The sequence below is a fragment of the Brotocaccenecus cirricatena genome, from assembly GCF_020687045.1.
Classification (GTDB): Bacteria; Bacillota; Clostridia; order Oscillospirales; family Oscillospiraceae; genus Vescimonas; species Vescimonas cirricatena.
In genome coordinates this window covers 1-24,667 of record NZ_JAJEPW010000045.1, presented here as the reverse complement: position 1 = coordinate 24,667, position 24,667 = coordinate 1, and the positions used below count along the sequence as shown (strand labels likewise).

Here is a 24,667-nt window from a genome sequence, read left to right as displayed (position 1 = left end):
TACGGCGTCAGCCGCGCCAGCCGGAAATACAACAAAAGCCGGTCGTACATCTACTTCTGGAAGCAGCGCTGGGACGGGAGTGTGGCGTCTCTGGCCTGCCAGTCCAGACGCCCTCACAGCCACCCCAACCAGCACACAGAGGCCGAGCTAAAGCTCATCCGCGATATGCGCCGCCGCAATCCGTCGCTGGGCATGATCGAACTGTGGCACCGTCTGCGGAAGCGCGGCTACACCCGCTGTCCGGAGAGCTTGTTCCGCGTTATGCGCAAAATGGGGCTGTTTCCGGCCGAAAAGCCCAAAAATCCGTACAAGCCAAAGCCTTACGAGCAGATGACCTATCCCGGCCAGCGCGTGCAGGTGGATGTCAAGGTCGTCCCCCGCCGCTGTATCGCGGATCCGGAGCTGCGCCTGTTCCAGTACACCGCCATCGACGAGTTCACGAGGCTGCGTTTCCTGGCGGCCTACCCGGAGCAGTCCACCTATTCCTCGGCGGACTTCCTGCGCAGGCTGCGAGCGTGGTACGCCCGCAGAGGCATAGAAGTGGAGTGTGTCCAGACGGACAACGGCTTCGAGTTCACCAACCGTTTCTCCAACAGCAAGCGCGATCTGCCCACACTGTTCGAGAAAACTGCCGCCGAGCTGGGCATCCGTCACAAGCTGATCCGGCCCTACACGCCGCGCCAACAACTTGCCCATGAGACCCCTCCGCTGGCTCTCGCCTAATGAGTTCGCTGTCCAATATGTTTGACAAACCTACACGGGGGCGAAATGTTCAAAAAAAGGTAATGACTTTTCCCCTGCGATGGGTTACAATAGACCCACTTGAATCGTATTGGAGGAATTTCCCCTTGAAAAAGCTCTATACCGCGGTGGACCGCTTCTGCGCCCGGCACCCCCGCTTTGGTGTCCCGGACCTGATGCGCTGGATCGTCATCGGCAACGTGGCGGTGTACATTCTGATGCTGCTGACCATGCGCGCCGACGCCAACGCCCTGGCTTTCCTGTATCTGGACGGCGGCAAGGTCCTTCGGGGCGAGATATGGCGCATCATCACCTTCATCTTCGTCCCCGCCAGCAGCAGTCCCTTCTGGCTGGCCGTCAGTCTGTACTTCTACTACTGGATCGGCACCTCCCTGGAGCGCCAGTGGGGCACCGCCCGCTTCAACCTCTATTACTGGAGCGGCGTCCTGCTGACGGCCATCGTCACCATCGTGGCCTCCGCCATCTCCGGCACGGGCTATCCCGTGGGCGGCACGGAGTATGTGAACCTGTCCATGTTCCTGGCCTTCGCCTTCCTGTTCCCGGACACCCGGCTGCTGCTGTTCTTCTTCATCCCGGTGAAGATCAAGTGGCTGGCGTGGCTGGATATCGCGGTGTTCGTCATCGGCATCATCCAGTCCCTGCTGGTCGGCAGCTGGCTGGGGGCCATTCTGCCGGTGGTGGCGCTGCTGAACTTCCTGGTGTTCATCTGGCCCGCTATTGACGCCTTTGCCCGGCGGCAGAAATACCGCCATAACCCCCAGACGGTGAACTTCAAAAAGGCCGTCCGCCAACAGCAGCAGCAGCGGGGCTATCACCACAAGTGCGCCGTCTGCGGCCGCACGGACACGGACTATCCCGACCTGCAGTTCCGCTATTGCAGCAAGTGCGCCGGGTACCGCTGCTTCTGCCAGGACCACATCTTCTCCCACGTGCACTTCACCGAGGAGGACCAGTAATCCCCATAACGAGCTCCCCCGCCCGCAGGCAGCTTCGGCTGCCCCGGACGGGGGAGTTTATTTTTTATGCCTGCGAGCGGAACACGTCCTCAAACTCCTGGGCGGTCATGGTCTCATGCTGCAGCAGGAACTGGGCCACCTGGTCCAGCTGGGGGCGATACTGCTCCAGGATTTTCCGGCAGCGGCCATAGGCCTCGTCCATGATGCGGCGGATCTCCTGGTCCATCTCCGCCGCCGTCTCCTCGGAATAGGGGCGGGTCTGGGCCATGGACTTGCCGATGAACACCTCGTCGTGTCCGGCGTCGAAGGCCGCGTTGCCCATGCGGTCGGACATGCCGTAGGTCCCCACCATCTTCCGGGCCATCTGGGTGGCCCGGCTGATATCGTTGGAAGCGCCGGTGGAGATATCCCCCAGCACCAGCTGCTCCGCCGCCCGGCCGCCCAGCAGCCCGGCGATGTTGTCCAGCAGATAGCTGCGGGAGAGGTACGACCGGTCCTCGTCCGGCAGATAGATGGTCATGCCCCCTGCCTGGCCCCGGGGCACGATGGTGATCTGGTGCACCGGGTCCAGATCCGGCAGAGCGTGCATCACCACGGCGTGACCCGCCTCGTGATAGGCGGTGAGCCGCCGCTCATGCTCGGGGATCACCCGGCTGTGCTTCTCCGGCCCGGCGATGACCTTGATCACGGACTTCTGCAAATCGTCCATGGTGATGGCCTTCTCGTCCCGCCGCCCGGCCAGCAGAGCCGCCTCGTTCAGCAGGTTTTCCAGGTCCGCCCCGGTGAAGCCGGAGGTACCCTTGGCCAGCTTGTCCAGGTCCACGTCCTCCGCCAGGGGCTTGTTCCGGGCGTGAACGGCCAGGATGTCCCGGCGGCCCTTGATATCCGGCAGTCCCACATAGACCTGCCGGTCAAAGCGGCCGGGCCGCAGCAGGGCCGGATCCAGAATGTCCACCCGGTTGGTGGCCGCCAGGACCACCACGCCCTCGTTGGCGGTGAAGCCGTCCATTTCCACCAGCAGCTGGTTCAGGGTCTGCTCCCGCTCGTCGTGGCCGCCGCCCAGGCCGCTGCCTCTCTGGCGGCCCACGGCGTCGATCTCGTCGATGAAGATGATAGCGGGGGAATTCTGCTTGGCCTGGCGGAACAGGTCCCGCACCCGGCTGGCACCCACGCCCACATACATCTCCACAAAGTCGGAGCCGGAGATGGACAGGAATTTCACCCCCGCCTCACCGGCCACGGCCTTGGCAAGCAAAGTCTTGCCGGTGCCCGGAGGGCCCACCAGCAGCACGCCCTTGGGGATCCGCGCCCCCAGGGCCAGATACTTGTCCGGCTGGCGCAGGAACTCCACGATCTCCCGAAGCTCCTCCTTCTCCTCGTCCTCACCGGCCACGTCCTGGAAGGTGACCTTGCTGTCCTGGGGGGTGTCCTGCACCCGGGCGTCGCCGAAGTGGGACATCCGGTCCTGGGCCCCGCCGGGGCCTGCCCCGGTCATCCGGGCCATCAGGTTCATCAGCAGGATGAACCCCAGGATCACCAGCACATACGGCAGCAGGAGCTGCAGCCAGTTGGTGGAATGGTCGGCGTGATAGGTATAGTCCCGGATGATGCCCTGGTCGTGCTGCTGCTGCACCAGGTCGTTCAGATCGTCGTAAAACACCTGAAAGTCATACAGGTCGCAGCTGACGGTGCTGCCGTCGGACAGCTTGGCGGTGAGCCGGGTGTCGCTGATGGCGAACTCCTGCACCTTTTCGTCCAGAAACAGCTGCCGCACCTGGGCATAGCTGACGGCGTCCTGACTGCGCAGGCCCGAGGCCAGGTAATACACCAGGCACATGGCCAGCAGCACCAGCAGGACGGCCCCCCAGCTGAATCTTCTCTTGTTGGCGGTCAAATAAAGGCCCCCTCTCTTTTAATGGATCACCCGGACGCCCCGCCAGCTGTTGTCCGGCAGCACCGATATCCCCACCATTACCTTGGCCCGGATGTTGTCCACGGAGATATACGGCTGCTTCCAGAAGCGGGCGTCGTTGGAGCCGGTGCGGTTGTCGCCCATGAAGAACACGCAGCCCTCCGGCACCAGGAAGCTGGCGCTGCACTGGGTGATGCCCTGCCGGGGCAGGTACGACTCATCCAGCATCTCGCCGTTGATATAGGTATACCCGTCCTGGAAGGTGATCTCGTCCCCGGGCAGGCCCACCACGCGCTTGACCAGCAGCTTGCCCAGCTCATCGCTCCAGAAGGTGACGATGTCCCCCCGCTGGGGCGTGGGGTCCGACACCATATACGGCAGCTGCCACGAGATCAGCAGCGTGTCCTCGGGAATGGTGGTCTCCATGGAGCCGGAGGGCACCCAGCTCAGCTGGAAGATCACCTTGAACAGCACCACGATGACCGCCACGGTGACGATCAGATATCCCCAGTTGTTCCAGAAGCCGCCCCGGGACTCCGGGGCCAGACGCTTGCCCCCCACGGGGCGCTTTTCATGTTCCTCCACGGCGATGCTCCTCCCTTCGCTCCCCCTCTGGCGGATTGGAATTACTTGCTATAGACCTCCGGCTTCAGCACGCCGATATAGAGCATGTTGCGGTACTGCTGGCAATAGTCCAGGCCGTAGCCCACCACGAACTCGTCGGGCACCACAAAGCCGGACAGGTCGGCGGTGATGGCCTTCTCCCGGCGGGCGGGCTTATCCAGCAGGGTGACGATGGTGATGCTCTTGGCCCCCTTGGCCAGCATGTAGTCCTTCAAAAAGGCCAGGGTGTTGCCGGAGTCCAGAATGTCCTCCACCACGATGATGTCCCGGCCGGAGATATCCCGCTGCAGGTCCCGGGTGATCTGGACGCAGCCGGAGGACTTGGTGGCGTTTTTATAAGAGGACAGGCCGATGAACTCCACCTCGCTTTTCAGCTGAGCGGCCCGGACCAGGTCCGCCATAAAGATGAAGCAGCCGCTGAGAACCCCCACAAACATGGGGTTCTTGTCGTGGAACCGGTCATACAGCTGGTCTCCCAGCTCCCGGATGCGGGCGTGAATCTCGTCCTCGGTGACGAGGACCTTCAGGATATCCTGATCCATGTTGCTCTTAGCCATTGCGGTTTCCTCCATTTGTTGTTACGGTGATCTCCATATTTTGGCCGGACTCCTCCGGCAGAAATTCCATGTCCGTGCCCACGCCCCACACGGCGGCGGGCCGGTCCCCGACGCACAGCACCGGGATGCGCTGCCGCAGCTCCGGAGGGACTCCCCGGTCCGCCAGCAGGCGCTTGACGCTGCGCCCGCCCCGGCTGCCGGGAAGGGTCAGCCGCTGGCCCCCGGTATAGGGGCCCACGGACAGCGCACCGTCTATCTTATCACAGTTCAGAACAATTGTATCGCTTCTGCGAGAAAAATTTCCGGCGGTTTTCCGAACGGAAATTGTGTATTCTCCCCAAAAATTCTTCCCTGGGTGCAGGACCACGGGGGCAAGCGGCGGCCCGGGGGGCAGAAGCGTCAGCGTCTCCCCCCGGCACACGGCGCAGGCCCTGGCCGGCAGGGTCAGCATACCGCCCCCCTCCAGCAGATCGGCCAGCGCCCGATAGTGGGCGGCGGTGAAGTCCTTCTTCCCCACCGGCAGCCGCTCCGCCAGCAGGCGCAGGGCCCGCAGCCGCAGCACCTCCGGCGCTGACCGCAGCCGCTGCCGCCCGGCGGTAAGCCCCGCCGCAGGCAGATAGTCCGCCGCCAGGGAATCCAGAAATGCGTCCTCCTGCCGCAGCAGCTCCGCCGTGCGGCAGATGTTGGCGGCGGCCCCGTCGTGAAGCTCCGCCAGCCGGGGCATGACCTCCCGGCGCAGCAGGTTCCGCCGCAGGGCGGTGTCCCGGTTTGTCTCATCCTCCACGTGGGACAGACGGTGGACTTCCAGGTATGTCTCGATGTCCTCCCGGGAGGTTTCCAGCAGAGGCCGGACGATCCGGCCCCGCACCGGGGGGATCCCCGCCAGGCCCTGCATCCCGGTGCCCCGGACCAGGTTCAGCACCACCGTCTCCGCCTGGTCGGCGGCGTGGTGGGCGGTGGCGATGCGCTGGGCCCCCAGCCGGTCCGCCGTGCGGCGGAAGAAGTCGTACCGGGCCATGCGCCCGGCCTCCTCCAGCCCCACGCCCCGCTCACGGGCCAGGGCGGGCACGTCCGCCCGCTCCACCGTCAGGGGAACGTCCAGACTGCGGCACAGTTCCTCCACAAAGGCCACGTCCCGGCCCGCCGTGGGCCGCTGACCGTGGTCCAGATGGGCTGCCGCCACGGTGAAATCCCGGGGCATGGCGGCCAGATAGTGCAGCAGGCACACGGAGTCCCGCCCGCCGGACACGGCCACCAGCATCACCCCGCCGGAAGGCGGCAGCATATGCCACCGCTCCATAAACGGGCGCAGGTCCATCAGCTCTCCTCCTGATAGCGGTTTTCCAGGGTGCCGAAGGAGGTGTATTCCGGCAGCCACCGCAGCTCCACCTTGCCGGTTTCCCCGTGGCGGTTTTTGGCCACGATGCACTCGGCAATGTTGCGTTTTTCGGAATCGGAATTGTAATAATCGTCCCGGTACAGGAACATCACGATGTCCGCGTCCTGCTCGATGGCGCCGGACTCCCGGAGGTCGGACAGCATGGGCCGCTTATCGTCCCGCTTCTCGTTGGCACGGGACAGCTGGGACAGGCACAGCACCGGCACCTGCAGCTCTTTAGCCATGATCTTCAGCATACGGCTGATGTCCGACACCGCCTGCTGGCGGTTTTCGCCGCTGTAGCCCTTGCCTCCGGCGGAGGTCATCAATTGCAGGTAGTCGATGACCACCAGGCCCAGGTCGTCCAGCCGCCGGCACTTGGCGTTCATATCCGCCACCGTCAGCAGGGGGTTGTCGTCAATGCGGATGTCCAGGCGGCTGAGGGTGGAAGCCCCCTCGGCAATGCGGACCCAGTCGCTCTCCCGCAGGTTCCCGGTGACCAGCCGGGTGTTGTCGATAAGCCCCTCCCCAGCCAGCAGCCGGGTCACCAGCTGCTCCCGGGACATTTCCAGGGAGAACACGGCCACGGTTTTCCGGCTGGCCTTGGCGGCGTTCACCGCCACGTTCAGGCCCATACTGGTCTTGCCCATACCGGGGCGGCCGGCCAGCAGCAGCAGGTCCGACTTATTCAGGCCGTTGATCTTCCGGTCCACGTCGGAAAAGCCGGTGGTCAGGCCCGGCATGGTCTCGCCGCCTGCGGCGGTAAGCTCCCCCAGCCGTTCCAGCACCGCCTGCAGCACCATGCTGATGGGCACCATGTTCTGGGCGCTGCGGCCCCGGCGGATGGCATAGATTTTCTGCTCCGCCGCCTCCAGAACGGCGTTGGCCTCGCCGGTGCCCTCCTGGACCATGGCGGTGATGTCCGCCGCGGCGGAGGCCACCGCCCGCAGCAGGGCCTTTTCCCGGACGATCTTCACATACTCCATGACGTTGGCGCTGGTGGGGGTCACCTCCATCAGCTGGACCAGATACCCCCGGGTGTCGTCGGTATACAGGCCGCTGCGCTCCATCTCCCCGGCCACGGTAACGCCGTCGATGGGCTTGGAGTACACGAACATGGAATAGATGGTCTCGAAAATCTCCCGGTTCTGGCGCAGGTAGAAGTCCTCGGGCTGGAGCTTGTCCATCACGTCCTTGACGCAGTCGGCGTCGATGAGCATGGAGCCCAGCACCGCCTGCTCCGCCTCCGGGGAGTGGGGCGCCTGGCGGATCAGTAATTCATCCACGGAAACAGCTCCTTTCGTTGGGCGCTTTCGCTCCCGGTTACTTGGCCTCGCAGACCAGAACGTTCACCAGGCCGCTGATCTCGAAGCCCAGCTTGGCCTTGACCTGATAGCTGCCGAAGGACTTGATGGCGTCCGGCAGCACCAGCTTCTTGCTGTCCAGCTCCAGGCCAAACTGCTCCTTCAGGGCGGAGGAGATCTCCTTGGTGGTGACGGAGCCGAACAGCTTGCCGCCCTCGCCGCCCTTGCAGGGGATCTTCACCTGGATGCCCTTGAGCTGCTCGGCGATGGCCTGTGCCGCCGCCTTGGCCTCGGCGTCGGCCTTGGCCTTGGCCTTTTCCTGCAGGCGCATGGTGTTCATGGCGTCGGCGGTGGCGGGGATGGCGTCGCCCTTGGGCAGCAGGAAGTTGCGGGCATAGCCCTCGGCCACCTCGATCATCTGGCCCTTCTTACCCTTGCCCCGGATATCCTTCTGCAAAATCACTTTCATGGTTGGTTCCTCCTATTGTGTCATATGATTTCTTATTTTTCAAAATACTCGTCGATGGCCCGCAGCAGCGCCGTCCGGGCCACGGCGATATCGGGGACGTTCAGCTGTCCCCCGGCGGTGGTGGAATTGCCGCCGCCGCCCAGGGCCTCCACGATCACCTGCACGTTGACCTCCCCCAGGGACCGGGCGGAGATATACACCCCCTGGTCCTTGGGATACAGGACAAAGGAGGCCCGGATGCCCTTCAGGGTCAGCAGCTCATCGGCGGCCTTGGCGGCCGTCACCCGGTCGCAGGTGGTGTCCAGGGCCGCCACCGCCAGATCCCCGCGGTACAGCTGGGCCTGCCGGATAATGTCGTACCGGGCGATCATGGATTTCAGGTCCCCCTGGAACATCCGCTGCACGTCGGAGGTATCGGCCCCGGCCCGGCGCAGATACGCCGCCGCCTCAAAGGTGCGGCCGCCGGTGCGGTTGGTGAAGTTCTTGGTGTCCAGCACGATGCCCGCCAGCAGGGCCTCCGCCTCGCATTTGAGGATGTCCCCCGGCTCCACCAGGTACTGCAGCAGCTCCGTCACCAGCTCCGAGGCCGACGAGGCGTAAGGCTCGTGATAGTTCAGGGCCATTTTCTCGATATAGCTGCTGCCCCGGCGGTGGTGGTCGATAACCGCCACCCGGTTGCAGGTCTCCAGCAGCTGCTCGGACTCCACGCTGCCGGGGCGGTTGGTATCCACCACCACCAGCAGGGTGCCGGGCTGCACCTTCAGAAACGCCTCGCTGCCGGTGAGGAAGGCTCCGTGATACTCCGGCTGCTCCACCAGCTTGCGCAGGATGGGGTGGGCGGCGTTGTTCTCGGTGTCGATGACGATCTGGCACTTTCTGCCCCGCTTGCGGGCGATGCAGCACACGCCTGCCGCCGCGCCCAGGGAGTCCATGTCCGCATAGCTGTGGCCCATGACGTACACCTGCCGGGCGTCGTCCATCAGCTCGCCCAGGGCGTTGGCCATGACCCGGGATTTCACCTTGGTGCGCTTTTCGGTGCTCTTGGCCCGGCCGCCGTAAAACTGGAAGTTCAGCCGGTCCTTCACCACCGCCTGGTCGCCGCCCCGGCTCAGAGCCATCTCCAGGGCCAGGGACGCGTTTTTGAACAGGGCGTCGAAGCTGTCGGCGTCCCGGCCCACGCCGATGGACAGGGTAGCCGCCACGCCGCCGGCCGCCACCTCCCGCACGGTATCCAGCACGGCGAAGCGGTGCTGGGCATAGTCGGAGTAGCTGCGCTCCTCGAACACGAACAGATACCGGTCCCGGTCATAGTGCAGCATCAGGCCGTCGGCCCCGGCGGACCACTGATCCAGCTTCTCCTCCAGCTGGGCCAGCACCGCCGATCGCTTGCTCTCCGGGCAGGCCTTCATCAGGTCCTCGTAGTTATCCACCATCAGGATGGCCACCACCGGCCGGGTCATCTGTAAGGTCTGGCGCAGCTGTTCGGAGTCGGTGACGTCCATCCAATAGGTGGTGGCCATGGTGGCGGGGGTATCCGGCGTGGGGCGGGTCAGACCGCCGTACACCCGATAGATCCGGTGGTTCCACACCACGTGCTCCGGGCACTCGTTTTTCCCCTCCATCAGCCAGCGGACGGAGAAGGTGGGCACCACGGCGTTGAGGTGGGCGTCAAACACGCCCTCCTTCTGCTCCGTCAGAGCCAGGAAGCCGTCGTTGCACCACACCACGGCCTGGGTGTCCATGTCGAACACCATCATGGGAAGCGGGGCAAAGAGCATGTTGCTGGACCGGGCGGAGTCCATGCCCCCGGTGAAGCGGTCCATGTACTGGCGCATGCTCTGCTGCACGGAGCGGCTGCGCCGCCGGGCGATGATCAGCAGCACCACCGCCGCCGCCCCCTCGCCGATGGCCAGCCGCACATCGAAGGGGATGGCCGCCAGGGCAAACAGCACCAGGCATATGAAATACAGGGTAACGTTGGTGCGCAGGATATTGGTGAGCTTTTTGTTCAAGGGTGTTCCCTCCCTCAGGCATACAGATCCACTTTACAATAGTTGATTTTCTATTATAGCATATCTTCCCGCCGTTCACAATGGATTTTCCGGGGATTTTTTGCCCCTGTCGAAGGCCCGGGGAAAAAAGCGAAGGGAAACACTGTACAAACCCGGATGAATGTGCTATACTATGTATAATCGTTCCGGCCCACAGGCCGGAGACGGACGTTTTTGTATGCTGAGCGGGGGCGGCGGGCCCTCGCGTTCATGTATAACCGGGACGCGCCGGAGGTCCACTCCCTCCCTGCGCCTCCCTCCCCTTTTCCACCACGGCAGACGGGCGCTCCTTCCGGGCGCCGGCGGCGATGCAGGGCCGCCGGGCGGACGGATGCGTCCCGGTTTTGGTGCGCCCATTTTCCGGCGCACAGCCCTGGGGGAAAGGGCCGCACCATCCCATCAAATACTGAATTTCTAAAAGGAGAATCATCTGAAAATATGGCAGAAAAACTGAAAATCATCCCCTTGGGCGGTCTCAACGAGATCGGCAAGAACATGACCGCCTATGAGTACGGCGGCGAGATCATCGTGGTGGACTGCGGCATGGCCTTCCCCGGCGACGATATGTACGGCATCGACTGCGTGATACCGGACGTGTCGTATCTGGTGAAGAACAAGTCCCGTCTGCGGGGCCTGTTCATCACCCACGGCCACGAGGACCACATCGGGGCCATCCCCTATGTCCTCAAGCAGATCAACCTGCCCATTTACTGCACCCGCTTCACCGCCGGGCTGATCCGGCTGAAGCTCCAGGAGCACCGCCTGCTGGACAGCACGAAGCTTGTGACCGTGGAGGCCGGGCAGACGGTGAAGGCCGGAAAGTTCCAGGTGGAGTTCATCCATGTGAACCACTCCATCGCCGACTCCGTGGCCTTCGCCATCCACACCCGCATGGGCACCGTGGTCCACACCGGCGACTTCAAGATCGACTCCACCCCCATCGACGGGGAGGTCATCGACCTGGCCCGGTTCGGCGCTCTGGGCAAGGAGGGAGTCCTGGCCCTGCTGGCGGACTCCACCAACGTGGAGCGCCCGGGCTATACCATGAGCGAGCGCACCGTGGGCAAGACCTTCATCCGACAGTTCACCGGGTGCAAAAAGCGCATCATCGTCACCACCTTCGCCAGCAACGTCCACCGCATCCAGCAGGTCATCGACGCTGCCGCCGCCTGCGGGCGGAAGGTGGCCGTCACCGGCCGCAGCATGGAGAACATCATGAAGGTGTCCACGGAGCTGGGCTATATGAAGCTGCCCAAGGGCACGGTGATGGACATCAACCGCATCAAGGGCCTGCCGCCTCAGCAGCAGGTGATCATCACCACCGGCAGCCAGGGCGAGGAGATGAGCGCCCTGTACCGCATGGCCTTCTCCACCCACAAGCAGATTGACATCGGCCCCCAGGACAAGGTCATCATCTCCGCCTCCGCCATCCCCGGCAACGAGGTGACGGTGGGCCGGGTCATCAACGAGCTGTTCCGCAAGGGAGCCGACGTGGTGTATGACAAGGCGGACATGCTGCACGTGTCCGGCCACGCCTGCCAGGAGGAGCTGAAGATCATCCACGCCCTGACCCGTCCCCGCTTCTTCATCCCCCTCCACGGGGAGCAGCGGATGCTGCAGATCCACAAGCGGGTGGCGGAGTCCATGGGCATGGACCCCAACAACATCTGCGTGGCGGAAAACGGCTCCGTCATTGAGCTGACCACCAAGCACATGAAGTGCGAGGCCTCCGTTCCCGCCGGCGAGGTCTTTGTGGACGGCTCCGGTGTAGGCGATGTGGGAGCCGTGGTCCTCAACGACCGGAAGCTCCTGGCCGAGGACGGCATGGTGGTCATCGTGCTGCCCATGTCCTCCCACGATCACCAGCTGCTGTGCCAGCCGGAGATCGTCACCCGGGGCTTTGTATATGTAAAGGAGTCCGAGGAGCTGCTGCAGGAGCTGCGGGACATTGCCCAGAACGCCGTGGACGGTATGTCCGCCCGGCGGCGGAAGGACCAGGGCGAGGTCTGCAAAACCGTGCGCGCCGCCGTCAGCAGCTATCTGTTCAAGCACACCAAGCGCAGCCCCATGGTGATCCCCATGGTGACTATGCTGTAAAAAAACGATATCACCGCAAAAAACGCCCGCTGGCCATGTGCCAGCGGGCGTTTCTGCGATTATTCGGCATCTCCCCCGCCTTACAGCAGCACCGGAACCGGGCGGTCCATTTCGATGCTGCCGGGGGTCACGCGGCAGGAATAGGCGGCGATCTCCACCCCCGCCCGGGCCGCCTGGCGCAGGGCCTGGCCGAAGGCCGGGTCCGTGTCGTCATTGGGGGCAAAGTCCAGGGCGTTTTCCATCTGGATCACGAAAAACGCCGTGGCCTGATAACCCTCCTCCACCGCCCGGATCAGCTCGTGCAGGTGCCGGGTACCCCGCTCCGTGGGGGCGTCGGGGAAGCGGCAGCGGCCGTCCTGCTCCAGGGTCACGCCCTTCACCTCCACCAGGTGATGGCCGTCCAGGCAGAAGTCCAGCCGGGACCGGCCGTACCGCACCTCGGGGCGGATATCGGCCCAGCGCTCCCGGGCCCATTGGGCGAACACCCGGTTGGGGGCCTGGGCGTCCATGTTGATGAGCTTCCCGCCCTTGTCGGCGGCGATCAGGTCCCAGGCGGTGCGGCGGTTGGGGTTGGTTCCCCGCTCCAGATATACCGTGGCCCCGGGTACCAGCAGCTCCCGGCACCGGCCGGTGTTTTTCACATGGCACTCCACCGTCTGCTCCCCCAGCTGCACCCGGGCGATGAACCGGTTGGGGCGGCTGAGAAACACGGCGGGGACCACGCAGCCGTACTGCATTATTCCACGGTGACGCCCCGCTCAGCGAAGCCCCGGACCATCAGGTCAAGGTCCGGCTCGATGTGCAGGGGCTCACCGGCGGACTTGATGGCGTTGGCCACGTCCTTCAGGCCGTTGCCGGTGACCACGGACACCACGGTGGCGTCCTTTTCAATAAGGCCCTGCTCACAGGCCTTCTTCAGGGCGGCGGCGCCGGTGACCCCGGCAGGCTCGCCGAACACGCCGCAGGTGCGGCCCAGCAGCCGCTGGGCGGCCAGAATCTCCTCATCAGTGACGCAGACGGCCAGGCCGTTGGACTCCCGGATGGCGGCCAGGGCCTTGTCGGCATTCCGGGGCACGCCCACGGAGATGGAGTCGGCGATGGTGTTCTCCTCCATGGGCTCCCAGGGCTTGTTCTCCTGGATGGCCCGGTTGATGGGATAGCAGCCGTAGGACTGGGCGGAGATCAGACGGGGCAGCTTGTCGATGAAGCCGATGGCATACAGATCCTTGAAGCCCTTCCACACACCGGCGATGGTGCAGCCGTCGCCCACGGAGATGGCCAGATAGTCGGGCATCTCCCAGTTCAGCTGCTCGGCGATCTCCAGGGCCACGGTCTTCTTGCCCTCGGACAGATAGGGGTTGATGGCGGCGTTGCGGTTGTACCAGCCGTACTTCTCAATGGCCTGGGCGGACATCTTGAAGGTCTCCTCATAGTTGCCCTTGACGGAGATGACATTGGCGCCGAAGATCATCAGCTGGGCCACCTTGCCCTTGGGGGCCCGCTCGGGAACGAAGATATAGGTCTTGAAGCCCGCGGCGGCGGCGTTGCCCGCCAGGGAGGAGGCGGCGTTGCCGGTGGAGGAGCAGGCGATGGTCTTGGCCCCGGCCTCATAGGCCTTGGCCACGGCCATGGCGCTGGCCCGGTCCTTCAGGCTGGCGGTGGGGTTCTGGCCGTCGTCCTTCACCCACAGCTTCCTGATGCCCAGCAGCTCCGCCAGCTTCGGCTCCTCGTACAGGGGGCTCCAGCCCACCCGCAGGGGGGTGTCGGGGGTGGTCTCCTCCACCGGCAGCAGCTCGCGATAGCGCCACATGGAGCGGTTTTCCCGCCGGGCCAGCTTCTCCTTGGTCAGAACGGTCTTGATATAGTCATAGTCGTACACGATGTCCAGAATGCCGCCGCATTCGCAGTTGGTCAGGTCGGGCTTGGCCTCATACGTCCGGCCGCAGCGGACGCACTTGCCGTATTTCACGTTTTTCATGGTGTTTACCTCATTTACAAAATAATTTTAATCTTCGTCATCCTGCAAATTTTCCAACGCCACCCGCACCGCCTCCACCACGAAGGCGGAAAAAGTGCAATCCTGTCCACGGATGGCATCCTCCACCCGTTCGATCAAATCATTGGGAAAACGAATGCTTTTATTGGTGGATGACGGTGTTTTGGGGATTTTGAATTTCATCGCAAGCACCTCGCAATACATTTGTCATACATATGGTATTGCATTTTGCCGCGAAATCATGCATTATATATGTAGCACAAAATATAATGCAAGGAGGATATTCAAATGTCGGAAAATATGCAGCAGGAGTTCCCGGCCTATTACACCGCCCTGTGCGCCCGGGTGGCGGACGCCATCGACGCATTGGAGCAGCAGAATTACGGGGCCGCAAGAGATGTATTGATTTCGGGAATGCAGGAGGCGGAGGAGATCATCCTGACACAGGTGGATGGATCCCCGGCGAAATAAAACATTCGTCCTCCGCCCACCGGGCGGGATTATGGTTGGTGCATGGAATAAAAATCAGGGCGGGGCAAAGCCCCGCCCTGAGGCGTTATCGGAAAGCGATTTTTTACAGAGCCTTCAGCAGGCCGGTGGCCTCATTGAACTCGTTGATCAGCTCGTCCAACTCCTTGACCTGGGCGTGGACCACATCCCAGGTGCCCTTGGTGTCGTACCACTGGGCGTTCAGGTCCTCCACGGTCATGCCCTGCTGCTCCACCCAGGTGTAATACTTCAGGTTGTGGACCCGCTTACGCTCGGTGTAGGTCAGCTCCAGCATGCTGTCGGTCTTCAGGTCCAGCATATGACGGGCATGATCCATGGCGGCCTCATGAGCGTTGTATGCGCCGTGCTGCTGGTTCAGCTCGTCCACCCGGGACTGATACATAGCGGCGGAGTCGGTGAGGACGGTGCCCACCACGTCGTTCTCGGTAAGCTCATAGTACTTGGCCATCTTGATGCAGCACAGGACGTTGGCAATGCCGGAGATGCCCAGCCAGGCCATCTTCTCCACTTCCTCGTCGCTCATGCCCAGCTCGTTCTTCATGTAGGCCTTGCCGTCGGCGGTGTTGAACAGGCGCAGCAAGCGCTGGGAATCCTCGTCGTCGATGGCGATGGCCATGTCGGTGTTCTTCACGTTGTGGATCCAGGGGATGTGCTTGTCGCCGATGCCCTCGATGCGGTGGCCGCCGAAGCCGTTGTCCAGGATGGTGGGGCACTGCAGTGCCTCGCCCACGGCCAGCTTCAGGTGGGGATAGCGCTCCTTCAGCAGGTCACCGGCGGACATGGTGCCGGCGGAACCGGAGGTGAAGCAGGCGCCGGCGAAGTTCTGGCCGGGCTTCTTCACGGCCTCGAACAGCTCGGCCAGAGCGTAGCCGGTGACGTTGTAGTGCCACAGGGGGTTGCCCATCTCGGCGAACTGGTTGAAGATCATCATAGTGGGATCCTTCTTCAGTTCCCAGGTCTTGTCGAAGATCTCCTTGACGTTGGACTCGCAGCCGGGGGTGGCGATGATCTGACCGGCGATGGACTTCAGCCAGTCGAAGCGCTCCTTGGACATATCCTGGGGCAGGATGGCCACGGACTCGCAGGCCAGCAGCTTGGAGTTGAAGGCGCCGCCGCGGCAGTAGTTGCCGGTGGAGGGCCAGACGGCGTGGTGATAGGTGGCGTCGAACTGACCGGTGACCAGGCGGGGGGCCAGGCAGCCGAAGGAGGCGCCCACCTTATGGCAGCCGGTGGGGAACCACTTGCCGGACATGGCGATGATGCGGCAGGGCACGCCGGAGAGCTTGCTGGGGATCTCCACATAGTTGGGCACCGCCTGGAACAGGCCGCCCTGCTCCTTGGCCTCGTTGTGCCAGGAGATACGGAACAGGTTCACGGGGTCCACGTCCCACAGGCCGGTGTGGCTGAGCTTGGCCTTGATCTTCTCGGGGATCAGGTCGGGGTTCTGCATCTGGGCGATGGTGGGGATGATGATGTGGTTCTCCTTAGCCTTCTGGATATTGTGCTCCAGGCCGGTCTTGTTGATGGTCAGATCGATCATGTTTTCTTTTCCTCCTGATTTATTTGTCTCCGTCTTTGTTTGCGTCGATATAAGAATAAAGGGTATATTTGGAAATACCGAAGTATTTTGCCACCTTGTCGCCGGACTTGGTCACCAGGAACGCGCCGGCCTCGTTCAGAAAGCGGATGGCCCGGACCTTGTCGTCCTTGTTCATCAGGGCCACGGGCTTGCCCACCAGGGCCACGGACTGCTCAATGAGCTCATCCAGAACGTGGTTGACGTTGATGATGCGCTCCGGCTCCGTCTGCTCCTTGTCCTGGGTGGACAGCAGGTCGCCGATGGTGCTCTGGATCATCATCAGCCCCGACACGTCGTAGTTGATGGAGAAGATGGCCGTCACGGCCCCCCGCCGGTTGCGGATATACAGCGTGGAGGACTTGAGGATCTTGCCGTCCGGCGTCCGGGTCAGATAGCACAGGTGGTCCCGGGGGTGCTCGGCCTGGGTCGCCATCTGATCCAGCACCACCTGGGACGCTCCGTCGCCCACCTTGCGGCCGGACACATGGCCGTTTTCAATGTGGACAATGGAGTGGTCCGGATGATTGCTGGACACATCGTGGATCACTACCTCACAGTTGCTGCCGAACTGCGCGGCGATGCCCGCCGCCAGCTGCTTGAGCATTTCCAAACGTTTTTCCTCCATAGCCCACCTCTCCGCAATTTTTCTACACCCCCATGATACCACACTTTTTTCAGAAATCAACGGCTTTCCCAAAAAAATTTTTAGGAATCCAGATTTTTTGTTTGACATCTGCGTTCTCTGTGATATGATAGGAGCACAGAGAACAAATCTCCCCCCTGTTGAGACAGAAAATAAGGAAAGCAAACGGAGGTAACACCATGAATTTCGAAGCCATCAAAAAGGCCGCTCAGGACTATCGTCCCGCTATGGCCAAGTTCCTGCGGGACATGATCGCCATCCCCTCGGAATCCTGCCAGGAAGAGGGCGTCGTCCGCCGCATCGCCCAGGAAATGGAAAGCCTGGGGTATGACAAGGTGGAGTTCGACAAGCTGGGCAACGTCATCGGCTGGATGGGCACCGGCGACAAGATCATCGCCCTGGATTCCCATATCGACACCGTGGGCATCGGCAACATCGAGAACTGGGAGGCCGATCCCTATCAGGGCTATGAGACCGACGAGGTCATCTATGGCCGGGGCGGCTCCGACCAGGAGGGCGGCATGGCCGCCGCCACCTATGGCGCCAGGATCATGAAGGATCTGGACCTGATTCCCCAGGGCTACAGGATCATGGTGGTGGGCTCCGTTCAGGAGGAGGACTGCGACGGTATGTGCTGGCAGTCCATCGTCAATGAATATTTCAACGGTCCCGAGGACGCCCGGAACCAGGTGGAGTTCGTCATCTCCACCGAGCCCACCGACGGCGGCATCTATCGCGGCCATCGCGGCCGGATGGAGATCCGCGTGGACATGCACGGCGTGTCCTGCCACGGCTCCGCTCCCGAGCGCGGCGACAACGCCATCCACAAGATGGCCGAGGTGCTGCTGAACATCCGCGACCTCAACGAGAACCCCGCCGACGGCTCCACCGAGATCAACGGCCTGGTGAAGATGCTGGATCCCAAGTTCAACCCCGAGCACTATGAGGACGCCCGCTTCCTGGGCCGGGGCACCTGCACCACCAGCCAGATCTTCTACACCTCTCCCTCCCGCTGCGCTGTGGCCGACTCCTGCGCCATCTCCATCGACCGCCGCATGACCGCCGGCGAGACCTACAAGTCCTGCCTGAAGGAGATCGAGGACCTGCCCGCCTGCAAAAAGTACGCCAAGGACGTGAAGGTGTCCATGTATATGTATGACCGTCCCGCCTGGACCGGCCACGTCTACGAGACCGAGTGCTTCTTCCCCACCTGGATCAACAAGGAGTCCGCTCCCCACGTCCAGGCCCTGATCGACGCCCACCACGCCCTGTGGGGCACCGAGCGCATCGGCGCTGACGAGAAGGCCATGTCCACCCGCCGGGGCCGTCCCCTGACCGACAAGTGGACCTTCTCCACCAACGGCGTGTCCATCCAGGGCCGCTACGGCATCCCCTGCGTGGGCTTCGGCCCCGGCGCCGAGTCCCAGGCTCACGCCCCCAACGAGATCACCTGGAAGCAGGATCTGGTGACCTGCGCCGCTCTGTACGCCGCCGTTCCCGGCCTGTACAAGCCCGAGAACAAGGACGGCTCCGCCACCAGCTTCCGCCAGGAGCTCACCGGCAACGACATCAAGTAAGTCTGATTGAAAACAGCAGGCTGTATATATCAGAATACTCACACACATAAAATAAAGGAGAAAAATCACTATGAGCAAGACCATCGAGCTGGCACGCCATCTGGAGACTCTGCATATCAACGATATGTACAAGACCGACTTCTACTGGACCTGGGACAAGACCGACGACGAGATCGACGCTGTGTTCACCGTGGCCGACGCCCTGCGTGACCTGCGCGAGCGCAACAAGAGCACCCGGATCTTCGATTCCGGCCTGGGCATCTCCATCTTCCGCGACAACTCCACCCGCACCCGCTTCTCCTTCGCCTCCGCCTGCAACCTGCTGGGCCTGGAGGTGCAGGACCTGGACGAGAAGAAGTCCCAGATCGCCCACGGCGAGACCGTCCGCGAGACGGCCAACATGGTGTCCTTCATGGCCGACGTCATCGGCATCCGCGACGATATGTTCATCGGCGAGGGCCACAAGTATCAGACCACCTTCATGGACGCCGTGAAGGAAGGCTATCGCGACGGCATTCTGGAGCAGCAGCCCACCCTGGTGAACCTGCAGTGCGACGTGGATCACCCCACCCAGTGCATGGCCGATATGCTGCACGTCATCCACTACTTCGGCGGCGTGGAGAACCTGAAGGGCAAGAAGGTCGCCATGACCTGGGCCTATTCTCCCTCCTACGGCAAGCCCCTGTCCGTTCCCCAGGGCGTTATCGGCCTGTTCACCCGCTTCGGCATGGACGTGACCCTGGCTCATCCCGAGGGCTATGACGTGATGCCCGAGGTGGAGGAGGTGGCCCGCAAGAACTGCGAGAAGTACGGCTCCAAGTTCCACAAGACCAACTCCATGGCCGAGGCCTTCACCGACGCCGACATCGTGTATCCCAAGAGCTGGGCTCCCTTCGCCGCCATGGAGGAGCGCACCCGCCTGTACGCCCAGGGCGACAAGGACGGCATCGACGCTCTGGAGAAGAAGCTGCTGGCCCAGAACGCCCAGCACAAGGATTGGGCCTGCACCGAGGAGATGATGAAGCTCACCAAGGACGGCAAGGCTCTGTACCTGCACTGCCTGCCCGCCGACATCACCGGCCTGAGCTGCGCCGAGGGCGAAGTGGACAACTCCGTGTTCGACCGCTACATCGTGCCTCTGTACAAGCAGGCCTCCTACAAGCCCTATATCATCGCCGCCATGATCTTCCTGGCCCAGGTGAAGGATCCCGTCCGCGCCCTGATGGCCATGGACGAGGGCAAGGAGCAGCGTAAATCCTTCTGAATCCGGTAAAACTACATAGCGGGGGCGTTTTTGCCCCCGCTATCCCCGCTCATTCTGATTATTGAGAGGTAAAAGCACTATGTCCAAACGCATCGTCATCGCCCTGGGCGGCAACGCCCTGGGCAGCACCGCCGCCGAGCAGCTGGCCCTGGTCAGCAAAACCGCCAAGGCCATCGTGGACCTGATCGCCGAGGGCAACGAGGTGGTCATCGCCCACGGCAACGGCCCCCAGGTGGGTATGATCAACCTGGGCCTGTCCACCGCCGCCGAGGCCGGCGCCATCAAGGCTGACATGCCCTTCCCCGAGTGCGGCGCCATGTCCGAGGGCTATATCGGCTATCACCTGCAGCAGGCCATCGGCAACGAGCTGACCGCCCGGGGCATCCGGAAGCCCGTGGCCACCATCGTCACCCAGACCGTGGTGTCCCAGGACGACCCCGCCTTCCAGAATCCCACCAAGCCCGTGGGCGCCTTCTATGACAAGGAGACCGCCGACCGCATCGCCGCCGAAAAGGGCTATACCATGGTGGAGGACGCCGGCCGGGGCTATCGCCAGGTGGTCCCCTCCCCCAAGCCCTTTGACATCGTGGAGGCCGAGTCCATCAAGGCCCTGTTCAACGCCGGCCATGTGGTCATCGCCGTGGGCGGCGGCGGCATCCCCGTGGTGCGCAAGGACGGCAAGCTCTGCGGCACCCCCGCCGTCATCGACAAGGACTTCGGCAGCGAGCTGCTGGCCGAGCTGCTGGACGCCGACGTGCTGGTGATCCTCACCGCCGTGGAGCAGGTGGCCATCAACTTCAACAAGCCCGACCAGAAGGGTCTGGACGACCTGACCCCGGCCCAGGCCAAGGTCTATATGGACGAGAACCAGTTCGCCAAGGGCTCCATGCTGCCCAAGGTCCAGGCTGCGGTGAAGTTCGCCGAGTCCAAGGCCGGCCGCACCGCCCTGATCACCCTGCTGGAGAAGGCCAAGGACGGCATCGAAGGCAAGACCGGTACCCGGGTCCATCAGTAAAAATCTCCCCCCATTGCCCGCAGAGCGTCCCCCGCCCTGCGGGCAATGCCCTATCCCCCGCCATAAGCACGGCCAAGGGCTGCTGCCGGAATTTCCTATCGCCGGGGCGGTAATTTCTGCGATTCCGCCGGTTCTTTCCCCGAGCCGTTCGGTGGAATTGTAGCTTTCGGTGAAATTTTTGGCATTTATTGCATTTTTAGTTGAAATCCTTCCGAGAATCCTGTATAATACTACATAACATGTGAATGCCGGGGTGACCCGTTATTCAGGCGTGCGGCATATTTCGCACTTCTTTCAGCCGGACGCTACATATTAAAAGGAGGAAAAACAAAACATGAAAAAAGTCCTTGCAATGATCCTGGCTCTGGTCATGGCTCTGTCCCTGGTGGCCTGCTCCAACGGCGGCACCGACAAGCCCGATGACAACACCGAGACCAAGAAGATCAAGGTGGGTTTCATCACCCTGCACGATGAGAACTCCACCTATGACCTCAACTTCATCAACGCCGCCAAGGAAGCCTGCCAGACCCTGGGCCTGGTGGAGAATGAAGACTACTTCATCAAGAAGAACGTTCCCGAAGGCCAGGAGTGCTACAACGCTGCCGCCGAGCTGGCTGAGCAGGGCTGCAACATCATCTTCGCCGACAGCTTTGGCCACGAGTCCTTCATGATCGAGGCCGCCAAGGAGTTCCCCAACGTCCAGTTCTGCCACTCCACCGGCGTCCGCGCTCACACCGAGGGCCTGTCCAACTATCACAACGCTTTCGCCTCTATCTATGAGGGCCGCTACCTGGCCGGTATTGCCGCCGGTTTGAAGCTGAACCAGATGATCGCGGAAGGCAAGATCACCGCTGACAAGGCCAAGATGGGCTACGTTGGCGCCTTCACCTATGCCGAGGTTATCTCCGGCTACACCTCCTTCTTCCTGGGCGCTCGCTCCGTCTGCCCCACTGCCACCATGGAAGTGACCTTCACCGGCAGCTGGTACGATGAGACCGCCGAGAAGGAAGGCGCTGAGAAGCTGATCCAGAACGGCTGCGTCCTGATCAGCCAGCACGCTGACTCCATGGGCGCCCCCACCGCCTGCGAGAAGGCCGGTGTGCCCAACGTGTCCTACAACGGCTCCACCGTTTCCGTTGGCCCCAACACCTACATCATCTCCTCCCGCATTGACTGGGCTCCCTACTATGTCTACGCCATCCAGGCCGCTATGGACGGCAAGACCATCGACGCTGACTGGACCGGCACCCTGGCCACCAAGTCCGTGGTTCTGTCCGACCTGAACACCAACGTGGCCGCCGACGGCACCCAGGCCGCCATTGACGAGGCCATGAAGAAGCTGGAGAACGGCGAGCTGCACGTCTTTGACGTGTCCACCTTCACCGTCACCGGCGAGAATGTCACCGCCGACATGAAGACCGACGCCGAGGGCCACCTGACCTCCTACATGGCCGACGTGGACAACGACGCCAACATGGAGCATGACACCGAGGTCGTCCACGATGGTTACTTTGCCGAGTCCGAGAAGCGCTCCGCTCCTTACTTCGACATCGCCATCGACGGCATCGTCCGCCTGGACGTGAACTTCGGCTAAGTCACGGCTGAACCCGAAAGTGCGAACATAAGAATCCCGGCTGCTTTCGCAGCCGGGATTCTTTTATATTATGCTGTGGGTGCGCCGCAGGCCAGGTCGCAGATGGCTGCGGCGGCGTTGCGGGGGAACTCCTCCTCCCGGCGGCGCAGCATGGCCGTGGGGTCGATGGCCCCGCTGATGACACCGGACAGCAGCGGCTTCAGTTCCTCGTCGCTCTCCACCGCCAGGGCATAGCCCCGGCTCGTCATGAAGTCGATGTTGCGGCTTTCGCAGCCGGGCACCGCGTTGAGATACAGCAGCGGCGTCCGGGAGGCCACCGCTTCGGCGGTGGTAAGGCCCCCGGCCTTGGAGATCAGCAGGTCCGACGCCTGCATATAGGCGCACATCTGTTCCGTGAAACCCAGAACCCGGACCCGGGGATTGTCCACAAAGTCGTCGATCATCTGGCGGTGCATCCGCTGGTTGCTGCCGCACACCGCCACCAGCCGGTCCTCCGGCCCCAGCAGCCCCGCGATGCAGGCGGCGGTGGAGCGCAGGGGCCCGGCCCCCATACTGCCGCAGGCCAGGGTGAACACATGGCGGCAGCCCTCCAGCTCCAGCTGCCGCCGGGCGGCGTCCCGGTCCGGGGTCTGGCAGAACTGCCGCCGGATGGGGATCCCCGTGGGGAAGATGCGCTGGGCGGGCAGGCCCGCCGCCTGAAACTCCAGCGTCAGGGCCGGATGAGGGATGCAGATGCCGTCCAGCTGCAGCTCACCCACCCCGGGAGAGCAGGTGAAGTCCGTGGCCACGAACCAGGTGGGCATCCGCAGGCCGTAGCCGCAGCGCAGCTCCGTCATCATCATGGCCGGGAACACGTGCACGCAGATGGCCGCGTCGGCTCCCAGGTCCACCAGCGCCTCATACAGGGGGCCGATGCCCCGGATGCTGTTTTCATACAGCAGCGGCGAGGGGCGCTTCTCCTCCATGCGATAGCCCGCGCCGTACAGCTTGGGGGCATAGCGATAGGCAAAGTCGTGGCCCCGGCTGATCAGGTCCGCCGCCCCCTTGGGCAGAAAGTCCAGGGTGTTATAGGTCCTGCTCTCGTGTCCCCGGGCGGACAGCTCCTCCGCCAGGGCGGCGGCTGCGGCGTTGTGCCCGCCGCCGGTGTTGCAGGAGAGAATGGCAATTTTCATAGACGTTTTTTGTTCTCCTTCTCCGCCAGACGAAGCAGGCGGGGCCTGTTATAGCGCTGGATCAGGATGAAGCTGACGTTTCCCAGCAGGTTGTATACCAGCCACAGCGCCCATGACCACACGCTTTTCCACAAAAACAGCATACCCACAGACAGTACCACCAGCCAGCAGTGGACGCACTCGGCCACGCAGGTCTCCTGCACCAGGGACATGGGGTCCGCCGCCGCCAGCTTCTTTTTCACCATGTCCGGCATCAGGCGGCTCATGTCCGGCAGGCGGTCCTTCCAGCGGCGGATGTGCAGCTTGTTATATACCCGGCCGCCCTGCTCCCAGTCCCGGCAGCGATAGGGAGCCCGGTGGGGGTCAAACCAGCGGCGGGGCAGAGCCTGTCCCACCGGGTGGGCCAGAATGCCCAGGGCCGCCGCGTACAGGGCGGCCCGCCAAAAACCGTGCATATGCGGTCCTCCGTTCGTGTATTACTGTCTATCATACCAGACCGGACCATAAGAATCAAGCGGTGAAAAGTAAATTTTGTAATATTTTATATTAGATGCATGACCCCCCCGGCCCGCCGAGGGCAGCGGGCCCTACGGACCCGGCTCTCCCTCTGGGAGAGCTGTCACCGAAGGCGACTGAGAGGGCCTGTAGGGCGGCACTTTGGCGATTTCCATGTGCCTTGTGCCCTGCGAAAATAAACGGGACGCGCCCCGACGGGCGCGTCCCGTTTGTGTGGATGGCGAAAGTCTCACCGTTCCTCTCGGAAGTAGCTGAGGCCCAGACTTGCAGGAGGCTGCTTTGATTCCCTGTCCGGCCTTGGCCGGACAGGGAACCCGGATTTCATTTTCCTCCGGGCGGAATGAATCCGCCCTGCGGCAAGGTTTTGCTGCGCAAAACGCTTGGGACGCAGCTGCGCTGCGGGGGAAAAGCAGCAGACAGACGCCGGATGACGAAAGTCTTACCGCTCCTCTCGGAAGTAGCTGAGGCCCAGACTTGCAGGAGGCTGCTTTGATTCCCTGTCCGGCCAAGGCCGGACAGGGAACCCGGATTTCATTTTCCTCCGGGCGGAATGAATCCGCCCTGCGGCAAGGTTTTGCTGCGCAAAACGCTTGGGACGCAGCTGCGCTGCGGGGGAAAAGCAGCAGACAGACGCCGGATGACGAAAGTCTTACCGCTCCTCTCGGAAGTAGCTGAGGCCCAGACTTGCAGG

The 24,667-nt window shown here is 62.9% G+C and carries 22 protein-coding genes; 8 read left to right on the top strand and 14 right to left on the bottom strand.

Annotation, left to right across the window (positions count from 1 at the left end):
- Both LKD37_RS12790 and LKD37_RS12785 read left to right on the top strand, forming a co-directional pair.
- On the top strand, positions 1-723 hold a 723-nt coding region (locus tag LKD37_RS12790; RefSeq protein ID WP_302929567.1), incomplete at its 5' end, for a DDE-type integrase/transposase/recombinase.
- A 125-nt stretch (positions 724-848) separates the two neighbouring features.
- Positions 849-1,718 (top strand): rhomboid family intramembrane serine protease, encoded by an 870-nt coding sequence (locus LKD37_RS12785; RefSeq protein WP_302929566.1) that lies wholly within the window; start codon positions 849-851, stop codon positions 1,716-1,718.
- Positions 1,719-1,782: 64 nt separating this feature from the next.
- Here the strand turns inward: LKD37_RS12785 and ftsH are convergent, their stop codons facing one another.
- Genes ftsH through LKD37_RS12750 form a run of 7 tightly spaced genes read right to left on the bottom strand, consistent with a single transcriptional unit; the run spans position 1,783 to position 9,974 of the window.
- Positions 1,783-3,612: an ATP-dependent zinc metalloprotease FtsH gene (ftsH, locus tag LKD37_RS12780; protein WP_302929565.1), complete on the bottom strand. Its 1,830-nt coding sequence runs from the start codon at positions 3,610-3,612 to the stop codon at positions 1,783-1,785.
- Between the two features lie 18 nt (positions 3,613-3,630).
- Entirely contained in the window at positions 3,631-4,215 is a 585-nt protein-coding gene (lepB, locus tag LKD37_RS12775) for a signal peptidase I (RefSeq protein ID WP_302929564.1), read from the bottom strand.
- Between the two features lie 41 nt (positions 4,216-4,256).
- Entirely contained in the window at positions 4,257-4,811 is a 555-nt protein-coding gene (gene hpt, locus LKD37_RS12770) for a hypoxanthine phosphoribosyltransferase (RefSeq protein WP_302929563.1), read from the bottom strand.
- The gene (gene tilS, locus LKD37_RS12765; protein WP_302929562.1) at positions 4,804-6,129 is read right to left on the bottom strand and encodes a tRNA lysidine(34) synthetase TilS; all 1,326 of its coding nucleotides are present in this window, start codon (positions 6,127-6,129) and stop codon (positions 4,804-4,806) included. Before tilS ends, hpt begins: the two co-directional genes overlap by 8 nt.
- On the bottom strand, positions 6,129-7,475 hold the full coding sequence (dnaB, locus tag LKD37_RS12760) for a replicative DNA helicase (protein ID WP_302929561.1): 1,347 nt from the start codon (positions 7,473-7,475) through the stop codon (positions 6,129-6,131). The genes tilS and dnaB overlap by 1 nt, the downstream gene beginning before the upstream one ends.
- Positions 7,476-7,512: 37 nt before the next feature.
- On the bottom strand, positions 7,513-7,962 hold the full coding sequence (gene rplI / locus LKD37_RS12755) for a 50S ribosomal protein L9 (RefSeq protein WP_302929560.1): 450 nt from the start codon (positions 7,960-7,962) through the stop codon (positions 7,513-7,515).
- Positions 7,963-7,994: 32 nt separating this feature from the next.
- Entirely contained in the window at positions 7,995-9,974 is a 1,980-nt protein-coding gene (locus tag LKD37_RS12750) for a DHH family phosphoesterase (protein ID WP_302929559.1), read from the bottom strand.
- 477 nt (positions 9,975-10,451) lie between these two features.
- Here LKD37_RS12750 and LKD37_RS12745 point away from each other — a divergent pair, with 477 nt between their 5' ends.
- Entirely contained in the window at positions 10,452-12,110 is a 1,659-nt protein-coding gene (locus LKD37_RS12745) for a ribonuclease J (protein WP_302929558.1), read from the top strand.
- Positions 12,111-12,190: 80 nt separating this feature from the next.
- Here LKD37_RS12745 and sfsA read toward each other — a convergent pair whose 3' ends face one another.
- The 3 genes from sfsA to LKD37_RS12730 are packed head-to-tail and all read right to left on the bottom strand — an operon-like array spanning position 12,191 to position 14,289.
- A complete protein-coding gene (sfsA, locus tag LKD37_RS12740) occupies positions 12,191-12,847 on the bottom strand; it encodes a DNA/RNA nuclease SfsA (protein ID WP_302929557.1) in 657 nt (218 codons plus the stop codon).
- Positions 12,847-14,088 (bottom strand): threonine synthase, encoded by a 1,242-nt coding sequence (locus LKD37_RS12735; protein WP_302929556.1) that lies wholly within the window; start codon positions 14,086-14,088, stop codon positions 12,847-12,849. The genes sfsA and LKD37_RS12735 overlap by 1 nt, the downstream gene beginning before the upstream one ends.
- A 27-nt stretch (positions 14,089-14,115) precedes the next feature.
- The gene (locus tag LKD37_RS12730; RefSeq protein ID WP_302929555.1) at positions 14,116-14,289 is read right to left on the bottom strand and encodes a YlcI/YnfO family protein; all 174 of its coding nucleotides are present in this window, start codon (positions 14,287-14,289) and stop codon (positions 14,116-14,118) included.
- A gap of 105 nt (positions 14,290-14,394) precedes the next feature.
- Between LKD37_RS12730 and LKD37_RS12725 the strand changes: the two genes are divergently transcribed.
- Entirely contained in the window at positions 14,395-14,577 is a 183-nt protein-coding gene (locus LKD37_RS12725; protein ID WP_302929554.1) for a hypothetical protein, read from the top strand.
- 103 nt (positions 14,578-14,680) lie between these two features.
- Here LKD37_RS12725 and LKD37_RS12720 read toward each other — a convergent pair whose 3' ends face one another.
- Both LKD37_RS12720 and LKD37_RS12715 read right to left on the bottom strand, forming a co-directional pair.
- Positions 14,681-16,156 (bottom strand): pyridoxal-5-phosphate-dependent protein subunit beta, encoded by a 1,476-nt coding sequence (locus LKD37_RS12720; protein WP_302929553.1) that lies wholly within the window; start codon positions 16,154-16,156, stop codon positions 14,681-14,683.
- Positions 16,157-16,175: 19 nt separating this feature from the next.
- Complete coding sequence (locus tag LKD37_RS12715; RefSeq protein WP_302929552.1) at positions 16,176-16,820, bottom strand: helix-turn-helix transcriptional regulator; 645 nt, start codon at positions 16,818-16,820, stop codon at positions 16,176-16,178.
- 197 nt (positions 16,821-17,017) lie between these two features.
- On the opposite strand from LKD37_RS12715, the gene LKD37_RS12710 reads away from it, so the two are divergent.
- From LKD37_RS12710 to LKD37_RS12695, 4 genes are all read left to right on the top strand, one after another.
- A complete protein-coding gene (locus LKD37_RS12710; protein ID WP_302929551.1) occupies positions 17,018-18,415 on the top strand; it encodes a YgeY family selenium metabolism-linked hydrolase in 1,398 nt (465 codons plus the stop codon).
- Positions 18,416-18,485: 70 nt separating this feature from the next.
- Positions 18,486-19,679 (top strand): knotted carbamoyltransferase YgeW, encoded by a 1,194-nt coding sequence (gene ygeW / locus LKD37_RS12705; RefSeq protein WP_302929550.1) that lies wholly within the window; start codon positions 18,486-18,488, stop codon positions 19,677-19,679.
- 79 nt (positions 19,680-19,758) lie between these two features.
- Positions 19,759-20,694: a carbamate kinase gene (gene arcC, locus LKD37_RS12700; RefSeq protein ID WP_302929549.1), complete on the top strand. Its 936-nt coding sequence runs from the start codon at positions 19,759-19,761 to the stop codon at positions 20,692-20,694.
- Positions 20,695-21,028: 334 nt separating this feature from the next.
- A complete protein-coding gene (locus LKD37_RS12695) occupies positions 21,029-22,288 on the top strand; it encodes a BMP family ABC transporter substrate-binding protein (RefSeq protein ID WP_302929548.1) in 1,260 nt (419 codons plus the stop codon).
- Between the two features lie 68 nt (positions 22,289-22,356).
- Here the strand turns inward: LKD37_RS12695 and LKD37_RS12690 are convergent, their stop codons facing one another.
- On the bottom strand, positions 22,357-23,460 hold the full coding sequence (locus tag LKD37_RS12690; protein ID WP_302929547.1) for an MGDG synthase family glycosyltransferase: 1,104 nt from the start codon (positions 23,458-23,460) through the stop codon (positions 22,357-22,359).
- The gene (locus tag LKD37_RS12685) at positions 23,457-23,915 is read right to left on the bottom strand and encodes a glycosyl-4,4'-diaponeurosporenoate acyltransferase CrtO family protein (RefSeq protein ID WP_302929546.1); all 459 of its coding nucleotides are present in this window, start codon (positions 23,913-23,915) and stop codon (positions 23,457-23,459) included. The genes LKD37_RS12690 and LKD37_RS12685 overlap by 4 nt, the downstream gene beginning before the upstream one ends.
- Positions 23,916-24,667 lie beyond the last annotated feature (752 nt).